At 69.0% G+C, this 19,219-nt stretch carries 20 protein-coding genes; 9 read left to right on the top strand and 11 right to left on the bottom strand.

Annotated features, from left to right (window positions below; translation table 11 throughout):
* Window positions 1-46: 46 nt before the first annotated feature.
* Both BLS50_RS22900 and BLS50_RS22895 read right to left on the bottom strand, forming a co-directional pair.
* Window positions 47-910, bottom strand: a complete 864-nt coding sequence (locus BLS50_RS22900) for a crotonase/enoyl-CoA hydratase family protein (RefSeq protein ID WP_006479738.1) — start codon at window positions 908-910, stop codon at window positions 47-49.
* Window positions 911-1,180: 270 nt separating this feature from the next.
* On the bottom strand, window positions 1,181-1,477 hold the full coding sequence (locus BLS50_RS22895; RefSeq protein ID WP_256334112.1) for a hypothetical protein: 297 nt from the start codon (window positions 1,475-1,477) through the stop codon (window positions 1,181-1,183).
* A 128-nt stretch (window positions 1,478-1,605) separates the two neighbouring features.
* Here BLS50_RS22895 and BLS50_RS22890 point away from each other — a divergent pair, with 128 nt between their 5' ends.
* Window positions 1,606-3,522, top strand: a complete 1,917-nt coding sequence (locus BLS50_RS22890; RefSeq protein ID WP_074806615.1) for a DUF3857 and transglutaminase domain-containing protein — start codon at window positions 1,606-1,608, stop codon at window positions 3,520-3,522.
* Between the two features lie 69 nt (window positions 3,523-3,591).
* Window positions 3,592-3,756, top strand: coding sequence for a hypothetical protein (locus BLS50_RS36035; RefSeq protein ID WP_012338702.1), 165 nt, complete (start codon window positions 3,592-3,594; stop codon window positions 3,754-3,756).
* Between the two features lie 43 nt (window positions 3,757-3,799).
* On the opposite strand, the gene BLS50_RS22885 is transcribed toward BLS50_RS36035, so the two are convergent.
* On the bottom strand, window positions 3,800-4,849 hold the full coding sequence (locus BLS50_RS22885) for an AraC family transcriptional regulator (RefSeq protein WP_074804273.1): 1,050 nt from the start codon (window positions 4,847-4,849) through the stop codon (window positions 3,800-3,802).
* Between the two features lie 70 nt (window positions 4,850-4,919).
* On the opposite strand from BLS50_RS22885, the gene BLS50_RS22880 reads away from it, so the two are divergent.
* The gene (locus BLS50_RS22880) at window positions 4,920-6,122 is read left to right on the top strand and encodes an MFS transporter (protein WP_027807128.1); all 1,203 of its coding nucleotides are present in this window, start codon (window positions 4,920-4,922) and stop codon (window positions 6,120-6,122) included.
* 48 nt (window positions 6,123-6,170) lie between these two features.
* Here the strand turns inward: BLS50_RS22880 and BLS50_RS22875 are convergent, their stop codons facing one another.
* Window positions 6,171-7,049: an aldo/keto reductase family oxidoreductase gene (locus tag BLS50_RS22875; protein WP_074804269.1), complete on the bottom strand. Its 879-nt coding sequence runs from the start codon at window positions 7,047-7,049 to the stop codon at window positions 6,171-6,173.
* 101 nt (window positions 7,050-7,150) lie between these two features.
* Here BLS50_RS22875 and BLS50_RS22870 point away from each other — a divergent pair, with 101 nt between their 5' ends.
* Window positions 7,151-8,050, top strand: coding sequence for a LysR family transcriptional regulator (locus BLS50_RS22870; protein WP_074804268.1), 900 nt, complete (start codon window positions 7,151-7,153; stop codon window positions 8,048-8,050).
* 198 nt (window positions 8,051-8,248) lie between these two features.
* Here BLS50_RS22870 and BLS50_RS22865 read toward each other — a convergent pair whose 3' ends face one another.
* On the bottom strand, window positions 8,249-9,010 hold the full coding sequence (locus BLS50_RS22865) for an isocitrate lyase/PEP mutase family protein (protein WP_074804266.1): 762 nt from the start codon (window positions 9,008-9,010) through the stop codon (window positions 8,249-8,251).
* 146 nt (window positions 9,011-9,156) lie between these two features.
* Window positions 9,157-9,624 carry a MarR family winged helix-turn-helix transcriptional regulator gene (locus BLS50_RS22860; RefSeq protein WP_074804264.1) on the bottom strand — a complete coding sequence of 156 codons (468 nt, stop codon included), beginning with the start codon at window positions 9,622-9,624 and terminating at the stop codon, window positions 9,157-9,159.
* A gap of 81 nt (window positions 9,625-9,705) precedes the next feature.
* On the opposite strand from BLS50_RS22860, the gene BLS50_RS22855 reads away from it, so the two are divergent.
* A complete protein-coding gene (locus BLS50_RS22855; RefSeq protein WP_027807123.1) occupies window positions 9,706-10,074 on the top strand; it encodes a hypothetical protein in 369 nt (122 codons plus the stop codon).
* Between the two features lie 97 nt (window positions 10,075-10,171).
* A complete protein-coding gene (locus tag BLS50_RS22850; protein WP_027807122.1) occupies window positions 10,172-10,789 on the top strand; it encodes a glutathione S-transferase family protein in 618 nt (205 codons plus the stop codon).
* 60 nt (window positions 10,790-10,849) lie between these two features.
* On the opposite strand, the gene BLS50_RS22845 is transcribed toward BLS50_RS22850, so the two are convergent.
* From BLS50_RS22845 to BLS50_RS22825, 5 genes are all read right to left on the bottom strand, one after another.
* Window positions 10,850-11,572, bottom strand: a complete 723-nt coding sequence (locus BLS50_RS22845) for an HAD family hydrolase (protein ID WP_074804262.1) — start codon at window positions 11,570-11,572, stop codon at window positions 10,850-10,852.
* 24 nt (window positions 11,573-11,596) lie between these two features.
* A complete protein-coding gene (locus BLS50_RS22840; protein ID WP_074804260.1) occupies window positions 11,597-12,568 on the bottom strand; it encodes an ornithine cyclodeaminase family protein in 972 nt (323 codons plus the stop codon).
* A 106-nt stretch (window positions 12,569-12,674) separates the two neighbouring features.
* Window positions 12,675-13,805, bottom strand: a complete 1,131-nt coding sequence (locus BLS50_RS22835) for a DSD1 family PLP-dependent enzyme (protein ID WP_074804258.1) — start codon at window positions 13,803-13,805, stop codon at window positions 12,675-12,677.
* Between the two features lie 129 nt (window positions 13,806-13,934).
* The gene (locus tag BLS50_RS22830; protein WP_074804256.1) at window positions 13,935-14,894 is read right to left on the bottom strand and encodes a LysR substrate-binding domain-containing protein; all 960 of its coding nucleotides are present in this window, start codon (window positions 14,892-14,894) and stop codon (window positions 13,935-13,937) included.
* 137 nt (window positions 14,895-15,031) lie between these two features.
* The gene (locus BLS50_RS22825) at window positions 15,032-15,946 is read right to left on the bottom strand and encodes an NAD(P)/FAD-dependent oxidoreductase (protein WP_074804254.1); all 915 of its coding nucleotides are present in this window, start codon (window positions 15,944-15,946) and stop codon (window positions 15,032-15,034) included.
* A 140-nt stretch (window positions 15,947-16,086) separates the two neighbouring features.
* On the opposite strand from BLS50_RS22825, the gene BLS50_RS22820 reads away from it, so the two are divergent.
* The 3 genes from BLS50_RS22820 (at window position 16,087) to BLS50_RS22810 (ending at window position 19,217) form a co-directional block, all read left to right on the top strand.
* Window positions 16,087-16,527, top strand: a complete 441-nt coding sequence (locus BLS50_RS22820; RefSeq protein WP_006479723.1) for an RrF2 family transcriptional regulator — start codon at window positions 16,087-16,089, stop codon at window positions 16,525-16,527.
* Window positions 16,528-16,788: 261 nt separating this feature from the next.
* Window positions 16,789-17,379 carry a DUF2760 domain-containing protein gene (locus tag BLS50_RS22815; RefSeq protein ID WP_027807116.1) on the top strand — a complete coding sequence of 197 codons (591 nt, stop codon included), beginning with the start codon at window positions 16,789-16,791 and terminating at the stop codon, window positions 17,377-17,379.
* Window positions 17,376-19,217 (top strand): Hsp70 family protein, encoded by a 1,842-nt coding sequence (locus BLS50_RS22810; RefSeq protein WP_074804252.1) that lies wholly within the window; start codon window positions 17,376-17,378, stop codon window positions 19,215-19,217. Before BLS50_RS22815 ends, BLS50_RS22810 begins: the two co-directional genes overlap by 4 nt.
* The last annotated feature ends 2 nt before the right edge of the window (window positions 19,218-19,219 follow it).

Raw genomic sequence — 19,219 nt, 5'->3', positions numbered from 1 at the left:
GTCGTTCCGGAAAAAGGCGCCGCCGGCCCCGGCGGCGCCCGTCGCATTACACCGTGCGCAGTTTCGACACGCGCCGGTTCTGCAGCATCACCAGGCGTTCCATGTACGCGAGATCCTTCGGCTCGATCGTGAACGCCGCATGCACCCACGCTTCCGTGATGTCCATCAGCTCCGAGCGCGACAGCTGGAACACGCGTTCGCGGGCGCGCAGCATCGCGCGGATGCCGTTCAGCTTGGGCTTCGTCACGTCGATGAAGGTGCGCGTCGCCAGATACGCGTCACCGGCGTCGAACGTCTCGTCGATCAGCCCCTGATCTTCGTACCATTCGGCCGCATGCGCTTCGCCGGTCGCGATCAGCGATTCCGCGAGGCCGCGGTTCGCCTTGCGTGCGACCAGCGAATAGCCGCCCATGCCCGGGAACAGGTTGAACGCGATCTCGGGGAAGCCGAGTTTCACGCCCTTCTGCGCGAGCACGTAGTGATGCGCGAGCGCGGCCTCGAAGCCGCCGCCGAGCGCGCTGCCCTCGACCATCGCGATCGAGATCGCGCCGGTGCCGAAGCCCGTGTAGATCTCGTACACGCCGTCGATGCACGAGCGCGCGTACGCCATCAGCTGGTCGCGTCGGCCGCTGCGGATCGCATCGACGAAGAAGCTCAGGTCCCCGCCGACGTTGAACAGCTCGGGGACGAGGGAGCCCGTCACCCAGAAGTCGAACTTGAGGCCCGAGTCGCGTGCGACGCGCGCGAGATGGATGATGTCGGTGACGAGTTGTTGGTTGAAGCACGGTCGCGGCTCCGATCGCAGCATCATCCACATGACGTTACGGCCTTCTTCGTAGAAGGCCGTCAGTTGGGAGAGTTCGCCGGCTTCGTAAAACGGACGGCAAGCCGGATGGGATTGGAGTTGCATGGTATGTCCTCGTGAGATGTGGTTTTAAAGACCGCCGCGCCAGGCGCCAGGCGGGCATCGGGTTGCCCGCCTGGCGCCTGGCGCGAGGCATCGCCATTGTTGCGCGCGCACAAATGTCGAATTGCGGGGAACAACGCACGACCGGGACACCGGTGCGGGTCGCGTTCGAGGCGCAGGGACGGGTGGCGACGGATGGAGGGACGGAGGTCGGTGGATGGAGGGGGACCGGAGCGGGCGCGCCGGCGGTGACGCAGCCGGCGTTGCCGCCGCTTACGCGCTGAAAGCGACGTCAGGACGCCGATCCGCTGTTGCGAGTCGGGCCGGCGTGCGTGCGGGCGGTTCGTCTCGCCGTGAGCGAGAGAGAATGCGCGGCGCGCATGGCCGCTCGGCGTCGATCGGTTTCGGATGCCGCCGTTCGAGATGCAGCACCGTCGGCAGCGTGCCCGACAGGATCACGCGTAGCCACGCGAACGCCATCACGCGGTCACCGGTTTCGAAAGCGTCGCCGATCGGCGTGAGGTGTCCTTCCCGCTGGCGCGGCTTGACGCTCGCCAGCCCGTCGCCCACACTGGGCCGCACGACGGCCACGCGTGCGGGTGCGCGCGAGCGGCCTGTCATGCGCCCGTCATGCGGTATGGCTTCCGCTCCGGCGCGCGGCGCTGACGTCCGGTAACGAACGCGCGGAGAGCTTCGACGTGGTGCGTTTTTATTCCCGATGGACCGGCTGCGTGCTTGCGTGCGCCGTTGTGCTCGGCGCGGGTAGGGCCGTGGCCGATACGCGCGACTCACACGACACGCGGGACGCTCGCGACGCGGGCGATATGGCGCCCGTCACGCTCGTGACCGACGTCCACGAATTCGTGATCCAGCACGACGGTTCGCTCGACGAGCACGACGATTCGACGCTGCGCGCGAACGACGCGAATGGCATCGACGCGGTCGCGCAGCGCTACGTATGGTTCGACAAGAATCTCGAGAAGGTGGAGCTGCTCGCGGCCGAGACGATCGATCGCGACGGCGTCGCGCATCCGGTCGGCGCGGACGGCATCCGCGACGTGCAGGAGCCGCGCTCGGCCGGCGCACCGACGTTCCAGGACGGGTTGCTGCGCACCGTCGTGTTTCCCGGCGTCGAAGCCGGGTCGAGCACCCGCGTCGCGTTCCGCAAGACCCGCACGAAGCCGGTCAATCGCGGCTACTTCGGCTACACCGTCGAGCCGTCGCGCGAGCCGGTCGACAGCCAGCGGCTGATCTTCGACGTGCCGGCCGACATGCCGCTGTACGCGGACGCGCGCGGCTACGTCGCGCTGCCGCCGGTCACGGCGAACGGCCGCACGCGCTACGAATTCGACTACCGGCACGGCGCGTACGATCGCATCGAGAGCGGCTCGGTCGGCTATCCGACCTACGGCGACCGGCTCGTCGTGTCGACGCTGCCCGACTACGCGGCGTTCGCCGCGCGCTACCGCAACGCGGCCGTTGACCCGAGCGCGAACGATGCGGCCGTCGTGCAGCTGGCGCGTGCGCTCACGGCGAATGGCGCCGATCCGCGCGACAAGGCGCGCATCCTGTATGACTGGGTGCAGGCGAACGTGCGATACGTCGGGTTGTTTCTCGGCGAGACGGCCGCCGCGCCGCATCGCGTGACCGACATCCTGCGCAACCGCTACGGCGACTGCAAGGATCATGTCGCGCTGTTCGGCGCGTTGCTCGCGGCGGTCGGCATTCGCAGCGAACCGGTGCTGATCAATCTCGGCGCCGTGTACACGCTACCGTCGGTGCCCGGCTACGGCGCCGGCGCGATCAATCACGCGATCACGTGGCTGCCCGATCTCGCGCTCTACGCGGATACGACGACGGCCGGCATCGCGTTCGGCTACCTGCCGCCGATCGTGATGGATCGCCCGGCGCTGCTGGTCGATACGGGCGTGCTGTCGCGCACGCCGGCCACGCAGCCGCGCGCCCGCACCGCGCGGATCTCGATCGATGCCGCGCAGCCGGGCGCCGCACGTGTTCAGGCTTATGTCGAGGACGACGGCTGGACGGCCGAACTCGAACGCAACCTGTTTCGCCGCGCGTCGCGCGAGCGCATCGCGCAACTCGCGACCGAGCGCCTGCGGCAAAGCGGCCTGCGCGGCCGCGCGCAACTGTCGACCAGCGACCGGCGCGTGACGGACGGGCCGTTCGACGTGACCGTCACCGGCACGCTCGATCATTTCGTCTGGCCGGACGGCACGACCGCGTTGCCCGCGCTGTCGAGCGTCACGGGCGGTATCGCGACTCAGGTCGAGACCTGGCTGGCCGAGCCGGTGCGCACGCAGCCGTGGGGCTGCATCGGCGGCGCGTTCGACGAGACCGGCCAGATCGCGTTGCCGGCGGGCGTCGCCGTGACCGACCTGCCGGCCGATACGGCCGTGCACGGCCGCTTCGTCGATTTCACGTCGCATTACGTGTTCGATGCGGCCGCGCGCGTCGTGCAGGTCACGCGGCGGATGAACGCGGATTTCGGGCGGCAGGTCTGCACGCCGGACGAATTCGCGGCGCTGCGCGCGTCGCTCGAGCGCATCGAGCGCGACACGCAGGCGCAGATCGTCGTGCGGGCGAAGCAGCGTTGAGCGGCGCGGGCACGGCAATCGCTCCGGACGGGCGAATCACCAGAATCGCCGACGCGCAGGAGGGACATCATGACGGAACGGGATCACGAGATCGCCGAACTCTCGAAGGAATTGCTGGGCCGGATCGTGCAGGGCACGGTCGCGACCGGCGCGGCCGTCGACGTGGAGCAGTGCGCGGCGCTCGCCGTGCAGTGCGCGACGGCGCTGGTCGACCGGCTCGACGCGTTGAAGTGACGGCCAGCGGGCCGGCACCGCCGCTGGCCCCGCGCGTCGGTCGTTACGCTTCGGCGGGCACGTCGCCGTCCGCGCGCACGGCGCCCGGCGGCTTGCCGACCACGCGCTTGAACGCACGGCTGAACGCCGCGAGCGAACCGTAGCCGAGTCGGTACGCGACCGCTTCGATCGTCTCGCGGTCGCGGCCGATCCATTGCGCGGCGAGCCGCATCCGCAACTCGGTGAGGTAGCGCACGGGCGTCATCCCGGTGGCCGCGAGGAAGCGCTCGGCGAACACCGAGCGCGACACGCCTGCCTCGGTCGCGAGCTCCGCGACGCTCCAGTTGCGGCCCGGGTCGCGATGCAGCGCGACGATCGCGCGGCCGAGCTTCGGCTCGCGCAGCGCCTGCACCCAGCCGGTCGCATCGCCGCACCCGCACTCGACCCAGCCGCGCACGATGAACGCCGCGACCACGTCCGCGAGCCGCGCGAGGATGCCCGCGAAGCCTGCGCGCGCCGTGCACGCCTCGCGCTCCATCGCATCGAGCATCGGGCGGATTTCCGGGTAGCGCGCGAGCAGCGTGCCCACGTGCATGAACGCGGGCATCGTGCCGACCAGCGGCTGCATGCCGCCGAGGTCGAGTTCCATGCAGGCGCTGAAGATCAGCGCATCGCCGGCGCCGGGTTCCTTCGTCGCGCAGCTCGTGGGCGACACGCCGGCCGACGCCACCGACGCGACCGTATCGCAGATCTTCGCGACCTCGAAGCCGTCGATCTCGCGGCACGGCACATCCGGATCGGACACCAGCGCGTGCATGCCGCCCTGCGGCAACAGGATCGCGTCGCCGGCCTCGAGCCGCATCGTCTCGCCCGATGCGCCGCGCAGCAGCACGGGTCCGCGCACGATGAAATGGAACTGCGCGCGGCCCGTCCCGTGGCCGAAACTCAGTCCGAACGGCCGCGCGACCTGGATGCGGCGGTACTGGACGCCGCTCAGCCGCATCCCCAGCAGCAATTCGCTGACGAGGTCGTGCACATCGGGAATCGGGGGCAGAAGGGGCTCGGACATATCGAGATACGGACGTTCGATCAACAAGAACGGATTGTATGTCATAGACCGTCCTGCCGCTGTTCCTTACGATACGCCTTTATCCGTACTTTCCCTAACCGACACGGAACCCCGCATGAATCCCGGAATCTCCTCGGCCGCCTCGACGGCGGCCCCCCGCGAACCGGCCTGGGGCGCGGTCTTCGCGATGACGCTCGGCGTGTTCGGGCTCGTCACCGCCGAATTCCTGCCGGCGAGCCTGCTGACGCCGATGGCCGACAGCCTCGGCGTGACCGAAGGCGTGGCCGGACAGGCCGTCACGGCCACCGCCACGGTCGCGCTCGTCACGAGCCTGCTGATCTCGGCGCTCACGCGCACGATCGATCGGCGGCGCGTGCTGCTCGTGTTCTCGGTGCTGCTCGTCGTATCGAACCTCGCCGTGGCGTTCGCGCCGAACCTGGCCATGCTGCTGTTCGGCCGCGTCGTGCTCGGCATCGCGCTCGGCGGCTTCTGGACGATGGCGACCGCCACCGCGATGCGGCTCGTGCCGACGGCGATGGTGCCGCGTGCGCTGTCCATCATCTTCAGCGGCGTGGCGGTCGCGACCATCGCGTCCGCGCCGATGGGCAGCTACTTCGGTCACCTGATCGGCTGGCGCAACGTGTTCCTGATCGCGGCCGTGCTCGGCGGCATCGCGTTCGTGTCGCAGATCGTCACGCTGCCGTCGATGCCGCCGAGCGGCACGACGCGGCTGCGCACGCTGATCGACGTGCTGCGCCGGCCGACCGTCGGCCTCGGGATGTTCGCGACGATCCTCGTGTTCACCGGCCATTTCGCGTTCTTCACGTATCTGCGGCCGTTCCTCGAACAGGTGGCGGGCGTCGGCGTGAACGGGCTGTCGGCGATCCTGCTCGGCTACGGCATCGCGAACTTCGTCGGCACGTCGCTCGCGGGCCGCGTGCTCGAACACCGGCTGCGGCCGATGCTGATCGGCATGCCCGCGCTGATGGTCGTGCTCGGCATCGCGCTCGTCGTGCTCGGCCGCGCGCCGATGATCGACGCGGTGCTGGTCGCGTTGTGGGGGATGGCGTTCGGCGGCGTGCCGGTCGCGTGGTCGACGTGGGTCACCCGCACCGTGCCCGACGAGGCCGAGAGCGCGGGCGGGCTGATCGTCGCGGCGATCCAGCTCGCGATCGCGACGGGCGCGGCCGCCGGCGGCGTCGTGTTCGACGCGAACGGCGCGGCAGGCGTGTTCGTCGGCGCGGCGATCGTGCTGGCGGTCGCGGTCGCGACGATCGTGACCGGCGTGCCGAAGCGGGTCGGCGTGGTCGCGTCCTGACCGGCCCGGCGGCCCGCGTGGCCGGGCCGCCAGGCGATCGGCCGCGCGTCAGGCGGCGCCGGCGCCCGCGATGCCGTCGAGTGCCGCGAGCGCGTCGGCCGGCAGGTTCAGGTCGGCGGCCGCGAGATTCTCGCGCAGATGCGCGACCGACGACGTGCCGGGAATCAGCAGGAGATTCGGCGCGCGGCGCAGCAGCCACGCCAGCGCGACCTGCATCGGCGTCGCGCCGAGGCGGGCCGCGACGCCGGACAGCGTCGACGACTGCAGCGGCGAGAAGCCGCCGAGCGGAAAGTACGGCACGTAGGCGATGCCGTCACGGGCCAGCGTGTCGATCAGCGCATCGTCGCCGCGATGCGCGATGTTGTAGTGGTTCTGCACGCAGACGATGTCGCAGATCCGCCGGCCTTGCGCGACCTGCGCGGGCGTGACGTTGCTCAGGCCGATGTGCCGCACGAGCCCGCGCCGCTGCAGCTCCGCGAGCGTGGCCAGCGGCGCCTCGATCGATCCTTCGGCCGGCCCGTGCGTATCGAACATGATGCGCAGGTTGACGACGTCGAGCACGTCGAGCCCCAGGTTGCGCAGGTTGTCGTGCACGGCCCGTTCGAGCTCGTCGGGCGCGAACGCGGGCAGCCATGATGCGTCGTCGCCGCGTCGCGCGCCGATCTTGGTAACGATCACGAGATCGTCGCGATACGGATGCAATGCGTCACGAATCAACTGGTTCGTGACGTGCGGGCCGTAGAAGTCGCTGGTGTCGAGATGGTCGACGCCGGATTCGACGGCTTCGCGCAACACGTTCAATGCGGCTTCGCGATCTTTCGGCGGGCCGAATACACCGGGGCCCGCGAGCTGCATCGCGCCATAGCCGATCCGTCTGACGTGGCGATCGCCGAGCCTGAAGGTGGCGGTGTGGCGAATATCGGGCATGACCGTACTCCTGTCGAAGAGATGAATGCGTTCAGCATAAGGACGAGTCGCCTGCGCGATAAGCCGGCATAATTCGCACGGGTTGTACGAAAAGGCGAACAATGCAAAACGATCTGGGCGATCTGAACGCGTTCATGGCCGTGGCACGCGCCAGCGGATTCCGTGACGCCGCACGCGTGACGGGCCTCAGCGCGTCGGGGCTGAGCGAGGCCGTGCGCCGGCTGGAAGCGCGGCTCGGCGTGCGGCTGCTGCACCGCACGACGCGTAGCGTCGTGCCCACCGAAGCCGGCGAGCGCCTGCTCGCGCGTCTCGCGCCCGCCCTGACCGAAGTGGCGGCGGCGCTCGACGGGATCGACGAATTCCGCGGCCGACCGGCCGGCACGCTGAAGCTCAATGTGCCGGTCAGCGCCTCGCGGCTCGTGTTGCCGGCGATCGTGCCGCGCTTTCTCGAGGCGTATCCGGACATCCGGCTGGAAGTGACCGCCGACGAAAGTTTCGTCGACGTGCTGGCGGCCGGCTGCGACGCGGGCATCCGCTACGACGAACGGCTCGAACAGGACATGATCGCGGTGCCGATCGGCCCGCGCATCCAGCGGTTCGCGACCGCGGCGGCGCCCGGCTATCTCGACCGGCACGGCCGGCCGCGGCATCCGCGCGACCTGCTCGGCCATCGGTGCCTGCGCGGACGCTTCGCCAGCGGCGCGATGCCGCCGTGGGAGTACGAGCGTGACGGCGAGGTCGTGCGGGTCGAGCCGGCCGCCGGGCCGCTGCTGGTCCAGATTGGCGGGGCGACGGACCTGATGGTCGACGCGGCGATCGCCGGGACGGGGATCCTGTATCTGTTCGAAGACTGGGTGCGCCCGCATTTCGACAGCGGCGCGCTCGAACCAGTGCTCGAACCGTGGTGGCGACCGTTTTCGGGGCCCTTTCTGTATTACCCGGGGCGGCGTCTCGTGCCGCCGGCGCTGCGCGCGTTCATCGATTTCATCAAGGTTTCCTGATCATTGGTCCGTACGCTGGGTGTGCGCGTCGAGCAGGTGCCGCGTGCCATCGTCGGTCATGGGGCCGATCGATGCGCGATGCAGGTGCCGCAGCAGACTGCGCGACACACGAAGCGTAGGAGCGGGCGTGTCGCGCGCCAATTACATGCGATGTAATCGTTTGACGCGCGAGCGCCCGCCCGCTGCCCCTTGAATGCGTTAGCCGCCTTGCTTGACCAGCGCCGCCAGCGCTTTCATCGCCTGCAGATACGGATACGGCCCGTGACTGATGCGCGCCACGCCGTAATCGGCGAGTTCCGCGAGCGTCGGTGTTTCCGCGACGCGCATCACGTTCACCGGCAGCGGCGACGCGGCCGTCAGCGCGCGAATCAGCGCCGGCGCGCGTAGACCCGGCACGAACAGGCCGTCGGCGCCGGCCGCCGCATAAGCGCGAGCGCGCGCCAGCGTCGCGTCGAGCAATCGTTCGTCGTGCGTATCGGCGGCTGCCGTGAAGAACACGTCGGTGCGCGCGTTGATGAAGTAGTCGGCGCCCGCGCGATCGGCCGCTTGCCGGGCTGCCGCGAGGCGGGCCGCCGCTTCGTCGACGTCGCGCAGTTCGCCCGTGGCCGGAAAACTGTCTTCGAGATTGCAGCCGATCGCACCGGCCCGGATGCTGAGTGCGATCGTCTCGGCGACCTCTTCCGGCCGCTCGCCGTAGCCGCTTTCGAGGTCGACGGTGACGGGCAGGTCCGTCGCGCGCACGATCCGCTCCAGCACTTCCATCATCAGCGCGCGCGGCATCTGCTCGCCGTCGCCGAAACCGTTGGCTGCCGCGACCGACCAGCTGCCGGTGGCCAGTGCGACGGCGCCCGCGTCGGCCGCCGTACGTGCACTGCCGGCGTCCCACACGTTGAACAGCGCCAGCGGCTGGCCCGCGCGGTGAAGCGACCGGAAAATCGCGCCTTTCTCGTTGTTGCCCATGCTCGTCTCCTCGTGAATACCGGATCGGTTGTCGTGCCGAGCGATATTGCCATCGAATCGGGCGGTGCGACCGGCATGCGCAATGTCTGCTGACAGCGTGTGACAGAACGTGCGCATGACGGCTGCAGCACGATCCGTGCGCTGCCTCAGTCGCGCGACCCCGGCTCGATCGACAGCGTGCGCAACTGGCCGCGCAACTGGTCGACTTCGCCCGGCGCGAACGGCCGCTCGATCTCGGCATGCGTCTGCTGCCACAGCGGGAACGCTTCGGCCAGCAGCTCGTGCCCGGCTGGCGTGAGTTCCAGCAGGCGGCTGCGTCGGTCGTCCGGGTCCTGCGCGATCGTGACGAGGCCGCGCCGCTCGAGCGGCTTGAGCGCCGCGGTGAGCGTGGTGCGGTCCATCGCGAGCAGCGATGCGACCGATTTCATCGGGGCCGGTTGCGGCCGGTTCAACGACATCAACAGCGAAAACTGGCCGTTGGTGAGGTCGAGCGGGCGCAGCACGTCGTCGAAGATGCGCGCCAGATTACGGGCCGCGCGCTGCATGTGCAGGCACAGGCAGCAATCGCGCACCATCAGCGTCGTTTCGAAGGGAAGCTTTTCTTTGCGTGCCATGTTGCAATTGTGTTGATATCAACCTATCTTGTCAAGGTCGAGGCGTGGCAACCCGCCGCGTCCGTCATCGGAGGAGCAGGCATGAGTGCGCAACAACCGTTGTATCTCGCCGTATTTCTCGGAACCCAGGATAGCCCGGCGATGAAGGCCTGGATCGCGCTGCCGGAGGAGGAGCGGCGCACCCGCGAGCGTGACGGCATCGCCGCGTGGCATGCGTGGGTCGACCGGCATCGCGACGCAATCGTCGAGCTGGGCGGCCCGCTCGGCAAGACCAAGCGCATCGACGCGAGCGGCATCCACGACACGACCAATGCGCTGAGCGGCTTCACCGTCGTGCGGGCGGCGTCGCACGAGGCGGCCGCCGCGCTGTTCGAAGGTCATCCGCATTTCACGCTGTTCCCGGGCGTGTCGGTGGACGTGATGCCGGTGCTGGCGATTCCCGGCGCATGAGCGACGCGCGCTGCGGGGCGTCGCGCGTCGCTTCGCGCGACGTGTCGTGCCCGGCATGCGGCAGATATTTTTATGATGTTCTGGATGGAGACTGGCGATGAAGCTTTACGGATTTGCCGGCACCCGCTCGCAACGGGCGCTGTGGGGGCTGAAGGAACTGGATGCGGATTTCGAATTCGTGTCGGTCAACCTGCTCGAGGGCGAGCACAAGCGGCCCGACTTCCTGCGCCTCAATCCGGCCGGCAAGGTGCCGGTGCTGGTGGACGGCGACCTCGTGATTCCCGAATCGGCCGCGATCGTGCTGTATCTCGCGGACAAGTACCCGGAGAAGGCGCTGCTGCCCGTCGATCCGGCGCTGCGGGCGCACGCCTATCGATGGATCATGTTCGCGGTGACGGAGCTGGAGCAGCCGCTGTGGCGGATCACGCGGCATACGTTCCTCTATCCGCCGGAGAAGCGCTCGCCGGCCGATATCGAACTGGCCCGCGAGGATTTCACGACGATGGCCGCGATTCTCGACACGCATCTCGAAGGGCGCGAATTCATCGTCGGCGATTCGCTGACGGTGGCCGATTGCGTGACGGCCTACCTGATCGACTGGGCGAGCGAATGCCACTTGATCGAACCGTTCCCGCAATTGCGCGCGTATCTCGAACGGCTGTATGCGCGGCCGAAGGCGCCGCAGCGGATCGCGGACGCGAGGAAGGCGGCGTGAAAGTGAAACGGGCGGCGGGTCATGTGCCGCATCGGCATGACGCGCCGCGCCCGCCCAGGATCACGAAACGGTGTCGGGCCCGCCCAGCGCACGACACAGCATCGCCAGATCACGCAACGTGAGATGCGGCATTTCCGCCTGCTGCAGCGTCGGTTTTTCTTCTGCCCGCGGCTCGCGCACGACCCATGCGGCCTGAAGCCCCGCATTCAACGCGCCGACGATATCGAGGTGGAAGTCGTCACCCACATGCAGCAATTCGGCCGGACGCACGCCGAGTGCGTCCGCCGCCGCATGGAAGATCTCGGGCTCCGGCTTGGCGAAGCCGAATGCACGCGCGCTGAGCGTCGTGCGGAAGAATTCGTCGCCGCCGGTGAGCCGAAGGTCGGCGTTGCCGTTGGTGACCGCGATCAACGGAAAGCGGGCGCTCAACCACGCCAGCGCCGGCAACGCGTCTTCGTAGAATTCGACACGATTGCGCGCCGCGTAGAAGACGTCGTAGGCACGATCGGTCAGCGAGACATCTTCGTTCGCGCGTTCCAGCGCAAGCCGGATCGAGCCGATTCGCATCGCGCGATAGTCGCTGGCGAGATCCGGGCGCAACCGTTCGTATTCCTCACGGAGTGCGCTGAGTGCCTGTTGCGTCGGCAGCACGCTCGCGGTATCGGGCGCGTGCTCGATCAGCCATGTGCGCAGCGTCGCCTCGGCCCGGACGACGGACGGCCCGAACGGCCACAGGGTGTCGTCGAGGTCGAACGAGAGGGCGGAAACTTTGGCGAGACGCATGGCGGTTGAAAGCGGGAAGTCGTTTTACCAGGGCCACGGAACGGAGGTTCCGCTGCCGTTGTCGAGCGCGTGCCGATACAGGAAGCGCGCGACGGTCAGATCCTGCAGCGCGAGCCCCGTCATGTCGAAGACGGTGATCTCGTGCGCGGCACGCTCGACCGATGTCGCACCCGCGAGGATGTCACCGATTTCCGTGCGCGGCAAATCCGGCGCCCACTGGCACTCGCCGATGCCGCGCGCCTGATCGTGATCGTCGACGACGATGCGCGCGCGTTCCAGCACGCCGGCCGGAAGTTCGCGCTTGCCGGCAGTATCGGCGCCCACGCAGGTCAGATGGGTGCCTGGCTGCACCGCATCCGCGTCGAACAAGGGGCCGCCGCCGGGCGTGGCCGTGATCACCACGTCGCTATCGGCGACCGCTTCGTTCCGGTCGCGCGCTACGCCGATCGTGCATCGTTCGACGAAGTGCGCTTCGAATGCCGGGTCCGGCTCGCCGCTCACGGTCACGTATTGCACCGTGCACCGCCGCGGCAGCAGCGCGAGCGCGTAGTCGAGCTGCACGCGCGCCTGCACGCCCGTGCCGAACACGCAGAGCCGCGTGCTGTCGCGCCGTGCGAGCTGTTGCAGCCCGAGGCCCCCTGCGGCGCCGGTTCGCGCGGTGGTGATCGCGTTGCCGTCCATGATGCACAGCGGGCGGCCCGTCGCCGGATCGAACAACGCGACGGTGGCCTGATGCGGCTCGCCGCCGACGGTTCGATTGGCCGGCCAGAATCCGGCCGCCTTGAAGCCGAGCAGATCCTGGCCGGCGACGTCGCCCGACTTGATGCCGAACACGCCGCCGGTATGCAGCTTCTCGCGCACCACCGGGAATACGCGTCCGGCCCTTTGACTGTGCAGCACGAAGGCTTCGCGCACGGCCGCCATCACTTGCTCGGCCTGCAGGGCGGGCTCGACGGCATCGCGGTCGAGGAGAAGGAGGCGGGCGTCGGTCGGCATGGTCGGGGGCTGTTCGGTGCGGGACGAATCGAGAGTATTTAAAGTTTGTCCAGAATTGGACAAATAGTCAATTAATGGATGATCCGGCATGCACGCCGGACTTCACTTACCACCCGTAGAAGCGCGGCCACGTCTGCGCGGCGCCGTCATCGCCGACGGCCTGATATTCGGGATGCTGCGCGCCGGTCGCGCACGCATGATTCGGCAGGATGCGCAGCCGCGTGCCGATCGGAAAACGCTGCGCGATGCCCGTATCCGGCGTATCCGTTCGCGACACGATCCCGTGTTCCTGGTTGGCGGCGCTCAGCAGATAGCCGCCGAGCACGTCGCCGGCTTCGGTGCAGACCTGCCCGTAGCCGAAATCGTGCGCCTGGCGCTGCGTGCCGCGGTCGCGGCTCATCGCCATCCAGCCCGCGTCGACGATCGCCCAGCCTTTCTCTTCCTGGTGGCCGATGACGGTGGTCAGCACCGACAGCGCGATGTCGGACAGTTCGCACACGCCGACGTTGTGCATCACGAGGTCGAACATCACGTACACGCCGGCGCGCACTTCGGTCACGCCGTCGAGCCGTTCCGCCGCCAGCGCGGTGGGCGTCGACCCGATGCTCACGACGGGGCAGGGCAACCCGGCGGCCCTCAGGCGCTCCGCGGCCCGCACGGTGCGGCTGCGCTCCTGTTCGGCGATCGCGGCCAGCGCCTCGGGCGTGTCGTATTCGTAGCTGGAGCCCGCGTGAGCGAGCACGCCGCCGAGCAGCATGCCGCCGTCGGTCAGCGCGCGGCCGACGTCGATCAGCAGGTCGGCGTCGGGCGGGATGCCCGAGCGGTGGCCGTCCACGTCGACCTCGATCCACACGTCGAAACGTTCGCCGTGCTCGCGCCCGAACGCGGCGATCGCGTGCGCGGCCGGCAGGCTGTCGGCGACGATCTTCAGGTCGCAGCCTTGGCGGCGCAGCGCAAGCGCCTGGCCGAGCTTGGTGGGCACCATGCCGACCGCATAGACGATGTCGCGGATGCCGTGCGCGAAGAACTGCTCGGCTTCCTTGAGCGTCGACACCGTGATGCCCTGCGCGCCCGCCGCGATCTGTGCGTCGACGACGTTTCGGCACTTGGTGGTCTTCACGTGCGGCCGGAACCGCACGCCGAGCGCGTCCAGATGCGTCTGCATGCGGGCGATGTTGCGCTGCATGCGGTCGATATCGATCAATGCGGCGGGGGTGTTGAGGGTGTGAAGGTCCACGATGCGTCCGATGGCGGGGTTGTCGATGTGGACACTGTACGGCGGCTAGCTCGCATCATGTTTAATGCACGACTAATCCGGCATTAAGCAGAATTTAATCCATCGAATCTCGCGGATCGCGGCTCCGGCTCACGCCTTGCCGCGCCACGGCGGCGGATCGAGAAACTGCCGCGCGGCGTCGAGAAACACGCGCTGCCGCGCGGAGCGGCCGGTACGCGACGGCAGCAGCGCCGTCACCGGCGCGGGCGGCAGGCTCCAGCCGGGCAGCAACCGCACGAGCTTGCCGTTCGCGAGCAGCGGGGCGACGTCCCACTCGGAGCGCTCGACGATGCCGAGCCCGGCGAGCGCCCATTCGGTGATGACGGTGCCGTCGTTGGACGACAGCGCGCCGGTGACGCGGATGACAGTAGCCCGTCGTGATTCGCCCTTGACGCCGCGGCCGGGCGAGAAGCGCCAGCGCGGGATGTCTTCATCGTTCTCGCGCAGGCACAGGCAGTCGTAGCGCGTCAGGTCGGATGGATGGTTCAGGTCCTTGAGGCGGCGCGCGTAGCCGGGGCTCGCGCACAGGAAACGCTCGTTGGGCGCGAGCGGATAGCCGATCCACGAAGACGACTTGAGGCTGCCGACATGCACGACCACGTCGGCCCCCGATGCGCTGGTCAATGGGCTCTCCGACAGGTGGAGCGAGATTTCGAGCTTCGGATGCGCGCGCTGCACGTCGCGCACGATCCGCGCGACGTACTTGCGGCCGAAGCCGAGCGGAGCGACGACGCGCAGCGTGCCCTGCACGTCGCCGTGGTCGCCCGCGATGTTGACCGGCAGCGCCTCCACGCGCTCGAGAATGCCGACGGCTTCCTGGTACAGCCGCTGCCCTTCGTCGGTCAGCGCGATTCCTTTTGGCTGCCGCACGGCGAGCCTCGCGTTCAGCCGTGCCTCCATCCGCTGCAGGCGAATCGTGACCGCGGGCGGCGTGAGGTCGAGCAGCCGGGCGGCAGCGGCTAACGAGCGCGACGTGCCGATCGCGCGGACGAGTCGAAGGTCGTCGAGGTCGAGCATTTCATGGCTCTTAATGCGGAGGGTGTCGAGCATTAAACCGCAGATCGCGCGGCGAAGCCATCAGCGTGGCGTGGGGCCACGACGCCGAGGATGACCGGAACGCGTCTGTCCCATTCGCCCGATACATTGAGTTTTCCGAATCGATCGCGACGCTCCGCCGGCCCACCCACCTACGCGTTCAGCCCGAAAATCAGCGACCGATGTACGCCCACCCCCGCCGCCACGCCCGATGCCGAGGCGAACGTCGCATTGGTCATCAGGCTCGACGCGTCGCCGGCCGCGTACACGCCGGCGACACTCGTCTGCTTCCAGGTATCGACGCGAATCGCGGTGCCGAGCGGACCTTCGTCGAACGCGCAGCCGAGCTGCTGCGCGAGGTCGCTCGCCATGTCGGTGCGCGCGCCGATGAACAGTGCGTCGATCGGCACGAGCTGACCGTCGGCGAGCCGCAGCGCGTCGATACGCGGCGCATCGCCGAGGATCTCGACGACCGGCGAGCGCTCGATGCGTACGCCGCGCGCCGCGAGCAACGCGGCTTCCTCTTCGTTCGCGTCGACCACGCCCTGCGTGAACCACGTCGTCGGGCCCCAGTCCGGAATCAGGATCGCCTGATGGACCGACAGCGGATGCGTGGCGAGCACGCCGAGCCGCTGGCCGCTCACTTCATATCCGTGGCAGTACGGGCAGTGCAGCACGGTGACGCCCCAGCGTTCCGCGAGCCCCGGCAGCGCGGGCAGTTCGTCGCGGATGCCGGTCGCGAGAATCAGCCGGTCGGCGCTCGCGCGGCTACCGTCGGCCAGCGTCACGTGAAAGCGTCCGTTAGCGTCGCGCTCGGCGGTGCGCGCCTCGCCTTCGATGCGCTGCACGGTCGGATACGCGGCGAGTTGCGCGGCGGCTTCGGCGACGATCCGCGCGGGCGGCTTGCCGTCCTGCCCGAAGAAGCCGTGCGCGTGTTCGGCAAATCGGTTGCGCGGCCGGCCGGCGTCGATCACGAGCACGTGGCGGTGTGCCCGCGCCAGTTGCATCGCGGCCGACAGCCCCGCGAAGCTGCCGCCGATCACGATCACTTCATGATGGGTATCCATGCATCCACTCCTTTCTGAACCTGCGTGACGGACAGACGTGTTCCGCTGGCGGCCAACTCATGAAACACGAGAAGTTGCATGATAGGGCAGTGATATCATTCATGCAACTTCAGAAGTTTCGAGAGAGGGGAGCTCCGCCCGTGAGAACCGACAGCCGTTTGTCGCGCATGCTGCATGCGCTGATCCACATGGACCAGGCCGACGGCCCGCTGACGTCGGAGACGATCGCGACGATGCTGTGCACGAACCCGGTCGTCGTGCGGCGCCTGCTCGGCGGGTTGCGCGATTGCGGCTACGTGCAGTCGGAGAAGGGGCACGGCGGCGGCTGGGCGCTGAGCGTCGCGCTCGACGACATCACGCTGCTCGACGTCTATCGCGCGGTGGGCGAGCCGCCGCTGTTTTCCGACCTGGTGCCCGAGGACGAGCCCGAATGCCTGGTCGAACAGGCGGTCAACGCGCATCTGTCGGCGACGCTGAAGGAGGCCGAAGCGTCGCTCCTGGCACGCTTCGGCGAAGTCACGCTCGGCATGCTGTCGCGCGATTTCGAAGCGAAGGCGGCGCTGCGGGGGTACACGCGCTGACGTGGCGCAGCATCCCGATCGAGCGCGCCTGACATGCAATCTGGCACGATCCGGCGTGGCCGAAACCGCCGCGCCGCCATGTTCTGTCCCCCAACTTCTGCCCGGTTCGCCCGCCACAGGGCAAAATACGGGTTTTCCGCACCCGCGAGGGCGCGTTCGAATCACGCGCCGGGCGGCGCCAGTGCGCATGCCGCACGCCGCCGCCGGGCGCCCAGGCAAGAAACGCTCGCCGTGCTGCGAGCCCACAGGAGTCCAGACCCCATGCCCGAATCCAATCTGTCCTTCTTCGGCCGGCTGTCGCTGGCCGTCGGCACGTTCTTCTCCGTGCTCGGCAATCGCGAGTTCGCGGCCGACGTACTGCGCGTGCGCGATGGCGCGCCGGCACCCGTTGCACCCGTCCCGACCCCGGCACCCGCCGCCGCGCCCGTCGCACCCGCGCCGGTGAAGGCGCCGGCCCCCGAGCTGCGCGAAGCGAGCCCGCAGGCTGCCCTACAACTGCTCGGCCTGCTGCAGCGCGATGCGCGCTTCATCGATTTCGTCGAGGAAGACATCGCCGGCTACGCGGACGCCGACATCGGCGCGGCCGCGCGCCTCGTGCACGACGGTTGCCGCGCCGCGCTGCGCGAACACTTCACGATCGTGCCGGTGCGCGACGAAGCCGAAGGCAGCCGCGTGACACTGCCGGCCGGCTTCGACGCGACGGCCGTGCGCGTGACCGGCAACGTGGTCGGCTCCGCGCCGTTCACCGGCACCGTCAGCCATCGCGGCTGGCGCGTGTCCGACGTGCGCCTGCCGAAGCTGACGGGCAGCCACGACGCATCGGTGATCGCACCGGCGGAGGTGGAACTGTGAGCGATCCGCGCTATTCGATCGGTATCGATCTCGGGACGACCCATTGCGCGCTGTCGTACGTCGACAGCAGCACGAGCGACGGCGAAAAGATCGTGCAGCAGGTGCTGCCGATCGCGCAACTGACCGCACCCGGCGCGCTGGAGTCGCGCGACCTGCTGCCGTCGTTCCTCTACCTGCCGCATGAAAGCGAACTGACCCAGGGCGACCTGACGCTGCCGTGGACCGATTCGCGCGGCTTCGCGGTCGGCGAAATGGCGCGCACGCGCGGCGCCGGCACGCCGATCCGCCTCGTGTCGAGCGCGAAGAGCTGGCTGTGTCACCCGGGCGTCGACCGCCGCGCGGCGATCCTGCCGAGCGATGCGCCGCCGGAAGTGGCCCGCGTGTCGCCGCTGGAAAGCTCGATCCGTTATCTCACGCACCTGCGCGAAGCGTGGGATCACGCGCACCCCGACGCGCCGTTCGCCGACCAGGACGTGACGGTGACGATCCCCGCATCGTTCGATCCGGCCGCGCGCGAACTGACGGCGGAAGCCGCGCGCGCCGCCGGCTACACGCGGATGACGCTGCTGGAAGAGCCGCAAGCGGCGCTCTACAGCTGGATCCAGAAGAGCGAAGGCGGCTGGCGCAAGCAGGTACAGGTCGGCGACCTGATCCTGTGCGTCGACGTCGGCGGCGGCACGACCGACCTGTCGCTGATCGCGGTGGTCGAGCGCGACGGCAATCTCGAACTGCATCGCGTGGCCGTCGGCGAGCACATCCTGCTCGGCGGCGACAACATGGACCTCGCGCTCGCGCACGTGGTCGCGCGCAAGCTCGCGCAGCAGGGCACGCAGCCCGATCCGTGGCAACTGCGCGCGCTGACCTACGCGTGCCGCTCGGCCAAGGAAACGCTGCTGTCCGACCCGACGACCGACGCGGTGCCGCTCGTCGTGCCGAGCCGAGGCTCGAAGCTGATCGGCGGCTCGATCCGCACGGAACTGACGCGCGCGGAACTCACGCAGACGATCCTCGAAGGATTCTTCCCGCAGGTCGATGCGGCCGCGCGCCCGGTGAGCCGCGCGCGCGTCGGCCTGACGCAGCTCGGCCTGCCGTATGCGCAGGACGCCGGCATCACGCGCCATCTCGCGGCGTTCCTCGGCCGCCAGGTCGCGGCGCTCGACACGCTCGAAGGCGTGCAGCGCACGCTGCCGCAGGGCGCGACGTTCCTGCATCCGACCGCCGTGCTGTTCAACGGCGGCGTGTTCAAGTCGACGCTGCTCACGCAGCGCGTGCTCGATACGCTCAACAACTGGCTCGCCGCCGAAGGCGCGCCGCCCGCCCGCCTGCTCGAAGGTGCCGATCTCGATCTCGCGGTCGCGCGCGGCGCGGCGTACTACGGCTACGTGAAGCGCGGCCGTGGCGTGCGCATTCGCGGCGGCACGGCGCGTGCGTACTACGTCGCGATCGAATCGGCGATGCCCGCGGTGCCGGGGCTGGAGCCGCCGGTGCAGGCGCTGTGCGTCGCGCCGTTCGGGATGGAGGAAGGCTCGGACGCGGCGCTGCCGCCGCAGGAGTTCGGCCTCGTCGTCGGCGAACCGGTGCAGTTCCGCTTCTTCGGGTCGTCGGTGCGTCGTCAGGACCAGGTCGGTACGCTGCTCGACTACTGGTCGCCGGAAGAGCTGCAGGAGCTGGAGGAAATCCAGGCGACGCTGCCCGCCGAAGGGCGCACCGTCGGCGAAGTCGTGCCGGTGAAGCTGCATGCGCGCGTGACCGAAGCCGGGACGCTCGAACTCGAGGCGATCCCGAGCGGCACGAACGAGCGCTGGAAGGTCGAGTTCGACGTGCGCGGCGCCGCCTGAGC

It is taken from the genome of Burkholderia orbicola (assembly GCF_900100915.1).
Classification (GTDB): Bacteria; Pseudomonadota; Gammaproteobacteria; order Burkholderiales; family Burkholderiaceae; genus Burkholderia; species Burkholderia orbicola.
This window is presented reverse-complemented; position numbering and strand designations above follow the sequence as displayed.

Coding starts and splice junctions, on each gene's coding strand:
- BLS50_RS22900 (WP_006479738.1), bottom strand. CDS start 910: ATGCAACTCCAATCCCATCCGGCTTGCCGTCCGTTTTACGAAGCCGGC.
- BLS50_RS36035 (WP_012338702.1), top strand. CDS start 3,592: ATGACGGAACGGGATCACGAGATCGCCGAACTCTCGAAGGAATTGCTG.
- BLS50_RS22885 (WP_074804273.1), bottom strand. CDS start 4,849: ATGACATACAATCCGTTCTTGTTGATCGAACGTCCGTATCTCGATATG.
- BLS50_RS22880 (WP_027807128.1), top strand. CDS start 4,920: ATGAATCCCGGAATCTCCTCGGCCGCCTCGACGGCGGCCCCCCGCGAA.
- BLS50_RS22875 (WP_074804269.1), bottom strand. CDS start 7,049: ATGCCCGATATTCGCCACACCGCCACCTTCAGGCTCGGCGATCGCCAC.
- BLS50_RS22870 (WP_074804268.1), top strand. CDS start 7,151: ATGCAAAACGATCTGGGCGATCTGAACGCGTTCATGGCCGTGGCACGC.
- BLS50_RS22865 (WP_074804266.1), bottom strand. CDS start 9,010: ATGGGCAACAACGAGAAAGGCGCGATTTTCCGGTCGCTTCACCGCGCG.
- BLS50_RS22860 (WP_074804264.1), bottom strand. CDS start 9,624: ATGGCACGCAAAGAAAAGCTTCCCTTCGAAACGACGCTGATGGTGCGC.
- BLS50_RS22855 (WP_027807123.1), top strand. CDS start 9,706: ATGAGTGCGCAACAACCGTTGTATCTCGCCGTATTTCTCGGAACCCAG.
- BLS50_RS22850 (WP_027807122.1), top strand. CDS start 10,172: ATGAAGCTTTACGGATTTGCCGGCACCCGCTCGCAACGGGCGCTGTGG.
- BLS50_RS22845 (WP_074804262.1), bottom strand. CDS start 11,572: ATGCGTCTCGCCAAAGTTTCCGCCCTCTCGTTCGACCTCGACGACACC.
- BLS50_RS22840 (WP_074804260.1), bottom strand. CDS start 12,568: ATGCCGACCGACGCCCGCCTCCTTCTCCTCGACCGCGATGCCGTCGAG.
- BLS50_RS22830 (WP_074804256.1), bottom strand. CDS start 14,894: ATGCTCGACACCCTCCGCATTAAGAGCCATGAAATGCTCGACCTCGAC.
- BLS50_RS22825 (WP_074804254.1), bottom strand. CDS start 15,946: ATGGATACCCATCATGAAGTGATCGTGATCGGCGGCAGCTTCGCGGGG.
- BLS50_RS22815 (WP_027807116.1), top strand. CDS start 16,789: ATGCCCGAATCCAATCTGTCCTTCTTCGGCCGGCTGTCGCTGGCCGTC.